The 7836-nt window shown below is 67.6% G+C and carries 8 protein-coding genes; 7 read left to right on the top strand and 1 reads right to left on the bottom strand.

All coding sequences use genetic code 11. The annotated features are described in order from the left end of the window. Nucleotides 1-217: 217 nt before the first annotated feature. On the top strand, nt 218-628 hold the full coding sequence (locus tag MBA17_RS32830) for an SgcJ/EcaC family oxidoreductase (protein WP_238500833.1): 411 nt from the start codon (nt 218-220) through the stop codon (nt 626-628). A gap of 24 nt (nt 629-652) precedes the next feature. Here the strand turns inward: MBA17_RS32830 and MBA17_RS32825 are convergent, their stop codons facing one another. Continuing rightward, nucleotides 653-1414: a FadR/GntR family transcriptional regulator gene (locus MBA17_RS32825; RefSeq protein WP_238500806.1), complete on the bottom strand. Its 762-nt coding sequence runs from the start codon at nt 1412-1414 to the stop codon at nt 653-655. A gap of 135 nt (nt 1415-1549) precedes the next feature. Here MBA17_RS32825 and MBA17_RS32820 point away from each other — a divergent pair, with 135 nt between their 5' ends. From MBA17_RS32820 to MBA17_RS32795, 6 genes are all read left to right on the top strand, one after another. Continuing rightward, nucleotides 1550-2833 carry an ABC transporter substrate-binding protein gene (locus MBA17_RS32820; protein ID WP_238500801.1) on the top strand — a complete coding sequence of 428 codons (1284 nt, stop codon included), beginning with the start codon at nt 1550-1552 and terminating at the stop codon, nt 2831-2833. A 74-nt stretch (nt 2834-2907) separates the two neighbouring features. Beyond that, on the top strand, nt 2908-3852 hold the full coding sequence (locus tag MBA17_RS32815; RefSeq protein ID WP_238500793.1) for a carbohydrate ABC transporter permease: 945 nt from the start codon (nt 2908-2910) through the stop codon (nt 3850-3852). Continuing rightward, the gene (locus MBA17_RS32810) at nt 3849-4664 is read left to right on the top strand and encodes a carbohydrate ABC transporter permease (protein ID WP_238500791.1); all 816 of its coding nucleotides are present in this window, start codon (nt 3849-3851) and stop codon (nt 4662-4664) included. The genes MBA17_RS32815 and MBA17_RS32810 overlap by 4 nt, the downstream gene beginning before the upstream one ends. A gap of 5 nt (nt 4665-4669) precedes the next feature. Continuing rightward, nucleotides 4670-5818 (top strand): galactonate dehydratase, encoded by a 1149-nt coding sequence (dgoD, locus tag MBA17_RS32805; RefSeq protein WP_238500777.1) that lies wholly within the window; start codon nt 4670-4672, stop codon nt 5816-5818. Nucleotides 5819-5997: 179 nt separating this feature from the next. Beyond that, on the top strand, nt 5998-7227 hold the full coding sequence (gene manD, locus MBA17_RS32800) for a D-mannonate dehydratase ManD (protein WP_238500775.1): 1230 nt from the start codon (nt 5998-6000) through the stop codon (nt 7225-7227). Next, nucleotides 7217-7798: a gluconokinase gene (locus MBA17_RS32795; RefSeq protein ID WP_238500773.1), complete on the top strand. Its 582-nt coding sequence runs from the start codon at nt 7217-7219 to the stop codon at nt 7796-7798. Before manD ends, MBA17_RS32795 begins: the two co-directional genes overlap by 11 nt. Nucleotides 7799-7836 lie beyond the last annotated feature (38 nt).

Here is a 7836-nt window from a genome sequence, read left to right as displayed (position 1 = left end):
TTCGCGCCCAGCGTTCCAGGGTGGCCCGCTCATCGGCAGAAAGCGTCACCGGAGTCTTTGGTCGTCCCGTCCGCGCCATAAATTCCACTCTAGACTTAGCCGACGAATTTTAGACGCAGGACACTAGTGGGCGGGTGAAGCGGCCATCGACCATGTGAGGTGTGCCATCGCGCGATGACTTGACCTCAAGTGCTCTTGAGATTCAAGAATGATCCTCATGAGCACGACAATCATTGACGAACAGGCACGCGAGGCCGAGATCGCGACGATCAAGCAAGTGGTCGCCGCGGTGGAGCACGCCCAGAACAATGAGCTGCCCGACGAGTTCGTCGGGCTCTTCCGGGCGGATGCGATCTGGACGACGGGTGGCGGTAAGCGTCTCTTCGGCCGTGATGCGATCTCGACGTTCACGCACCAGGTGCTTCCCGGTGGAATGCGGGGCTCGACGGTCTCGTTCGAGGTGGAGCACGTGCTGTTCGTCCGCCCCGACGTCGCCGCTGTCAAGGTCCGTCAGGTGTACCAGACGCCCGACGGGTCAGAGGTGGGCACTCCGCTGTTCGTGATGGCCAAAGAAGACGGGCGGTGGCGCCTGACCGCCTGCCAGAACACCAGCGTGCTCGACGAGTGACCGAGTTCGACGCGCCTGGGCCGGTTATGCGCCGTCTGGTTCGGAGCTCTGCTCCCACAACGATTTCATCTCGGCGAACCCCTGCTCCATGATCCCCACCATGGCCTCCCGGGCCCGCTCGCCGTCGCGCCGCTGGATCGCCTGGGCCACGTCGGTGTGCAGCTGCAACGCCTGCTCGTCCGGGTAGTGAGGCATCAGGTGGTGGTAGTGCCGGCCGGCGAGCACCTCAGCGACGATCAGTTGCAGTTTCGCGAACATCTCGTTACCGGAGGCGGCCAGCACCCGCCCGTGGAATTCGATGTCCAGGTTGAGGAAGCGCGCTTCGTCGCCGGCCTTCCCCGCGGCCCACATCTTGGCCGCGAGCCCGACCAACTCGCTCGCCTCGTCGTCGTCGATCCGCGCGGCGGTCAACCAGGCGGCGTGCGGCTCGATCGCGGTCCGCAGTTCGGTGATCGAGCGCATCTGTGCCATCCGCCCGTCCGAGGCGAGCCGCCAGCGGATCACCTGCGGATCGAAGACGCTCCACACCTCGGCGGGCTGGATCATGATCCCGACCCGGCGCCGGGTCTCGATGAGACCCATGGACGCGAGCACCCGCAGCACCTCGCGGATCACCGAGCGGGAGACCTGGTAGCGGTCGATCAGGTCGTCGATGCTCAGGACGGAACCGGCGGCCATGCCGCCGCTGCAGATGGCGGTGCCGAGGTGGTCGAGGACACGCGCGTGCAGCCCGGCCTCGACAGGAGCGTGCTGGGAGGGTCCGACACCTGGGGAGGACTGGTTCACGGCACAGAGCATATCAGTGGAGGCTAGACCTTGAATAAATCACCCTTATTGTCCTAGCATCCTCGCATTAAGCAGATGTTAAGAACGCGTGGCGCTCTTCCGAGGGCGGCGACCATGCCAGAAGGGAGAGATGACGTGCGACGTCAATCGATATTTGGTGCGTCTCTGGCCGTGGTTGTCGCCATGGGCCTGTCCGCCTGTGGCGGGGACGACAGCGGTGCGTCCAAGACGGTCCGGGTCACCCTGGCCAACCATGTGTGGACGGATAACGTCAAGCAGGCCCTGCCCGAGTTCGAGAAGCAGACCGGGCTCAAGGTCGAGCTCACCCAGCTCGGCGAGGACCAGCTCTCCGACCAGTACAACGTCAAGCTGAATGCCGGCTCGTCCGACATCGACGTGATGATGTACCGCCCCTTGCAGGAGGGGAAGCTCTTCGCCAAGAACAAGTACCTGGCCGACCTGTCGGAGCAGGTGAAGTCCAACAAGGACTGGGACTTCAGCGACTTCCAGGCCAACCCGGTGGAGGCCACCACGCACGAGGGCAAGCCGGTCGGTGTCCCGATCATCACCGAGCAGGAGGTCCTCTACTACCGTAAGGACCTGCTCGCCAAGGCCGGCCTGAGCGCACCGCCGAAGACCCTCGACGAGCTGACGGCCGCCGCTGCCAAGATCAAGGCTGCCGAGCCGGGCGTCGCCGGCTTCATCGCCCGTACCGGCAAGTCGGCGGCGGTCACCCAGTTCTCCAGCTTCCTGTACAGCTTCGGCGGCGACTTCGTGGACAGCAGCGGCAAGGCCGCGGTCAACAGCGACGCGGCCAAGCAGGCGTACGCCCTCTACGGCAAGCTGATCAAGGACTCCGGCCCGGCGAACGTCAGCACCGACATGGGCTGGCCCGAGGCGATGGCCATCTTCACCCAGGGCAAGGCCGCCTTCTACACCGAGGCCAACTCGCTCTACAAGAACGCCACCGACCCGGCCAAATCCAAGGTCGCGGACAAGGTCGGCTTCGCGGTGTTCCCGGCCGGCCCGGCGGGTTCGAAGCCGTACAACATCCCGTCGTGGGCGCTGGGGGTCAACGCCAACTCGGAGAACACGGGCAACGCCTGGAAGTTCGTCGAGTGGGCCACCAGCAAGGCGCAGACGCTCGCCCAGCAGAAGTCCGGTGTGCCGGGCGCCCGTACCTCCGTCTGGGCGAACCCGGAGGGCACCTCGACCTTCCCGAAGGACATGGTGGAGGCCATCGAGGCCAGTACCAAGTCCGGAGTGAGCCATGACCGGCCGCTGGTCGTGAAGATTCCCGAGGCCCGCGAGATCGTCGGCCAGCCGATCGTTGACGCGATCACCGGCAAGGACGCCGCGGCGGCCGCTGACACGGCCAACGCCGCTTTCCAGAAGTTCCTGGACGACGAGGCCAAGTAAGGGGCGCACACAGGTGGTGGGTTGAGCGCCCGCCACCCGTGTACCCCGCAGGCCCGCCCATCTCTGGAGACCCAATGGCTACGATCACCACCACAAAGGGGTCGCGCAGCGCCCCCACCGGCCCCGATACGCCCGCCTGGGTGCGCTGGGCCAACGACCACCGCAAATGGCTCTTCGCCGCGCCCGCGATGGTCTTCGTCGCCGCGCTGATCGCGATCCCACTGGCGTGGACCGGCTATCTCAGCCTGACCGACACCGAGGGATCCGTCCGCGCGGAGAGCACGTTCGTGGGCGTCCAGAACTACCTCGACGTCCTCTCGGACACCGAACGGTTCTGGCCCGCCGTCGGGCGGACCGCCACGTTCACCGTCGTCGCGCTGTTGTTCGAAGTGGTCCTCGGGATGGCGATCGCGCTGCTGCTCTGGCGGCCGTTCAAAGGACAGAAGTGGGTCCGGGTCGCCATCCTGATGCCGCTCGTCGCCACCCCGGTCGCGGTCGGCATGATGTGGCGGCTCATCTTCGACCCGAACATCGGCATGGCCAACCAGATCCTCGGCTGGGTCGGAATCGGGCCGCAGCCGTGGCTCGCCGGCCAGTACACGGCCCTGCCCACCACGATCTTCATCGACGTGTGGCAGTGGACGCCGATGGTGGTGCTGATCCTGCTCGCCGGGCTCACCTCGCTGTCGGAGGAGCCGCAGGAGGCGGCGCGGATCGACGGCGCCAGCACCTGGCAGCGTTTCCGGCACGTCACCCTGCCGCTGCTGATGCCCACGGTGACCGTGGCGATCCTGCTGCGCGGCATCGACGCGCTGAAGACCTTCGACGTCCTCTACGCCACAAAGGGCCGCGGCGGCGGTTCGTTCCACGAGGTGGAGACCCTCAACGTGTACGCGTACGGCCTCAGCTTCGACTACAACGAGTACGGCGTCTCCTCCACCGTCCTCATCCTCTTCTTCCTGATCATCATCGGGTCGATGTGGGCCCTGACCGCCCGGCGCAAGGAGGCGAAGCGATGAAGGCCAGTCCCGCATACCGGGTGTTCCGGGTGGTGGCGCTCACCGTCGTGGTGCTCGCACTGATCGCGCCCCTGCTCTGGATGATCGCCGCGTCGTTCAAGACCAACGTCGACATCTACGACACGGGCAAGGCGCTGGTCTTCTCGCCCACCATGGACAACTACGTCAAGGTGCTCCAGCAGGCGAACTACGTCCAGTTCATCGGCAACAGCCTCTGGGTGGCGTTCGCCGCCACCGTGGCGTCGCTGGTCCTCGGCGTGCCGGCCGCGTACTCGATGAGCCGGTTCAACATGAAGAAGTCGGCGCTGGTGGTGCTGATGGCCCGGGTCATCCCCGGCGTCTCGCTGCTGGTGCCCTGGTACTACGTCTTCTCCAACCTGAAGATGGTCGGCGGTTCCGGGGTACTGATCCTCAGCCACATGTTCGTCTCGCTGCCCCTCGTGGTCTACATCATGATGGGCTACTTCGACAGCATGCCCGAGGAGCTGGAGGAGGCGGCGCTGGTCGATGGGCTGACCCATATCGGCGCGTTCCGCCGCATCATGCTGCCGCTGTCGGTACCGGGTATCGCCACCGCCGGCATCCTGTCCATCATCTTCTCCTGGAACAACTTCATGTTCGCGCTCGTGCTCTCCGACGCTGACACCAAGACCCTGCCCGTGGCCATCTTCGACTTCGTCGGCTACGCCAGCATCGACTGGGGCGGCCTGATGGCCGCGGCCACCGTGGTCACCGTACCGATCATGCTGATCGCCCTGTTCGTGCAGAAATATGTGGTCTCCGGCCTCACCGCCGGTGCGACCAAGGGGTGACCGCCATGATGACCATCGCGCGCATAGAGACCTTCCTTGTCGCCCCCCGCTGGCTCTTCGTCCGGATGGAGACCGACTCCGGGATCGTCGGCTGGGGCGAGGCCACCTGCGAGGGGCGCTCCGAGACCGTCCGGGCCGCCATCGACCAGCTCGCGGAGCTGCTGATCGGCCGGGACGCGCTGCGCATCGAGGACCACTGGCAGGTGCTGACCAAGGGCTCGTTCTACCGGGGCGGTCCGATCCTGGCGAGTGCCGTGGCGGGCATCGACCAGGCCCTCTGGGACATCGCCGGCAAGCACTTCGGCGCCCCGGTGCACCAACTGCTCGGCGGTCCGGTCCGGGACCGGATCCGGGTGTACGGCTGGGTCGGCGGTGACGAGCCCGGCGAGGTCCGTGACCACGTCGCCGCCCAGGTCGAGGCCGGGCTCACCGCGGTGAAGATGAACGCCTCCGGCGAGATGAGCCCGGTCGCCTCAGTCGCCGAGCTGAACGGCGTGGTCGCCCGGGTGGCCGCCGCCCGCGAGGTGCTCGGCGACGACCGCGACGTCGCCGTCGACTTTCACGGGCGGTTCACCCTGGCCAACGCTCGCCGTGTGGCGCCGCTCCTGGAGCCGTATCGGCCGCTGTTCCTGGAGGAGCCGGTCGTCCCGGAGAACTCCCACCTCATCGGCGAGTTCGTCCGCTCGACCACCACCCCGGTGTCGACGGGGGAGCGGCTCTACAGCCGGCAGGAGTTCCTGCCCGTCTTCCAGGCCGGCATCGCGGTCGCTCAGCCGGACCTCTCGCACGCCGGCGGCATCACCGAGGTGCGCAAGATCGCCGCGCTCGCCGAGGTGTACGACGTGCAGCTCGCCCCGCACTGCCCGCTCGGCCCGCTCGCCCTCGCGGCCTGCCTGCAGATCGGCTTCGCCACGCCGAACTACCTGATCCAGGAACAGAGCATCGGCATCCACTACAACCAGGGCGCCGAGGTGCTCGACTACTGCCTCGACAAGACGCCGTTGGCTTTCGTGGACGGATACGTCGAGCGGCTCACCGCGCCCGGACTGGGTATCGAGATTGACGAGCAGGCGGTCCGCTCCGCCGACAAAAGAGGACACACCTGGCGCAGCCCCATCTGGCGGCACCGGGACGGTTCCTACGCGGAATGGTGACCATGACCCTCGACCTTCACCGCCGGGGCGCCAACCCCGACCGAGGCGTACGCCGTGGCCGGCGGGGCTGATGTTCCTGGAACGGCGAACCGCCGACCTGACCCGGGTGCGCCACCACCGGGCCGGCCTGTAGCCCGGCGGCGCCCTTCGCCGCCACCACCTGTGAGAAAGGCACCTGCGTGAAGATCATCGCGGCGGACGTCATCGTCGCCAGCCCCGACCGCAATTTCGTCACCCTCAAGATCACGACGGACGAGGGGATCACCGGGCTGGGGGACGGCACCCTCAACGGGCGGGAGCTGGCGGTCGCCTCGTACCTGGCCGACCACGTCGTCCCCTTGCTGATCGGGCGGGACCCGCATCGCATCGAGGACACCTGGCAGTTCCTCTACCGCTCGGCGTACTGGCGGCGGGGACCCGTCACCATGGCCGCCATCGCCGCCGTGGACGTGGCGCTGTGGGACATCAAGGCCAAGGCCGCCGGGATGCCGCTCTACCAGCTGCTCGGCGGAGCCTCCCGGAACGGGATCATGGCGTACGGGCACGCCTCGGGCCGGGACCTGCCGGAGCTGTTCGACTCGATCCGCCGGCACCTGGAGATGGGCTACCGGTCGATCCGGGTGCAGACCTCCGTACCAGGCATCAACGCCGTGTACGGCGTGGCCGCCCAGGCCGGCGTGGACGGCAAGCGGTACGACTACGAGCCCGCCCAGCGCGCCGCGCTGCCCGCCGAAGAGGACTGGGACACCCGCGCCTACCTGCGCCACCTGCCCGGCGTCTTCGAGGCGGTGCGCAACGAGTTCGGTCCCGAGCTGCCGCTGCTGCACGACGGGCATCATCGGATGACCCCCATCCAGGCCGCCAAGCTCGGCAAGGCCCTCGAGCCGTACGACCTGTTCTGGCTGGAGGACTGCACGCCGGCCGAGAACCAGGAGGCGCTGCGCCTGGTCCGCCAGCACACCACCACCCCGCTGGCCATCGGCGAGATCTTCAACACCGTGTGGGACTACCAGACCCTGATCCGCGAGCAGCTCATCGACTACGTCCGGTCCGCCGTCACCCACACCGGGGGGATCACGGCCATGCGGAAGCTGCTCGACTTCGCCGCCCAGTACCAGATCAAGTCCGGCATCCACGGCCCGACCGACATCTCGCCGGTCGGCATGGCCGCCGCCCTGCACCTGGACCTGGCGATCCACAACTTCGGCATCCAGGAGTACATGCAGCACGGCCCGCCGACCAACGAAGTGTTCCATCAGTCGTTCAGCTTCACCGACGGCTACCTGCATCCCGGTGAGCTGCCGGGGCTCGGCGTGGAGTTCGACGAGGAGGCCGCGGCGCGGTTCCCGTACCAACCGGCGTACCTGCCGTTCAACCGGCTCAAGGACGGCACCGTCCATGACTGGTGAGCACCGGCGCACCCGGCACATCGTGGTCATGGGGGTGTCGGGCGCGGGCAAGACGACCGTGGCCCGGGGGATCAGCGAGCTGACCGGACTGCGGTTCGCCGAGGCGGACGAGTTCCACCCGGAGGCGAACGTGGCGCGGATGCGCGCCGGCATCCCGCTGGACGACGCGGACCGCTGGCCGTGGCTGCGTAACCTGGCCGCGTGGATGGCCGCCCGGCACGCCGAGGGCGTCTCCACGGTGCTGGCCTGCTCGGCGCTCAAACGCTCCTACCGGGACGTGCTACGGGAGGGCCCGCCGGAGGTGGAGTTCGTCCACCTGGACGGGTCCGCGGAGCTGATCCGGGAACGGATGACCCGCCGCACCGACCACTACATGTCGGCCAGCCTGCTCGACTCGCAACGGGCGATCCTGGAGCACCTCGACCCGGACGAGTCCGGGATGGTGCTGGAGGTGACACTGCCACCGGACGAACTGGTGGCGGCGGGAATCGCCCAGCTCGGCCTGCCACTGGCCACCCCGGCCCCCCGCCCCGCGACCGATCTTCGTCAGCCGGGCGGCGCATCCAGATAGCCGCCCTCCCTACTGCTTGACGCACGGCGGGTGGTCGA

Source organism: Dolomitihabitans soli, from assembly GCF_022213955.1.
In the GTDB taxonomy this organism is placed as follows: Bacteria; Actinomycetota; Actinomycetes; order Streptosporangiales; family Streptosporangiaceae; genus Streptosporangium_A; species Streptosporangium_A soli.
This window is presented reverse-complemented; position numbering and strand designations above follow the sequence as displayed.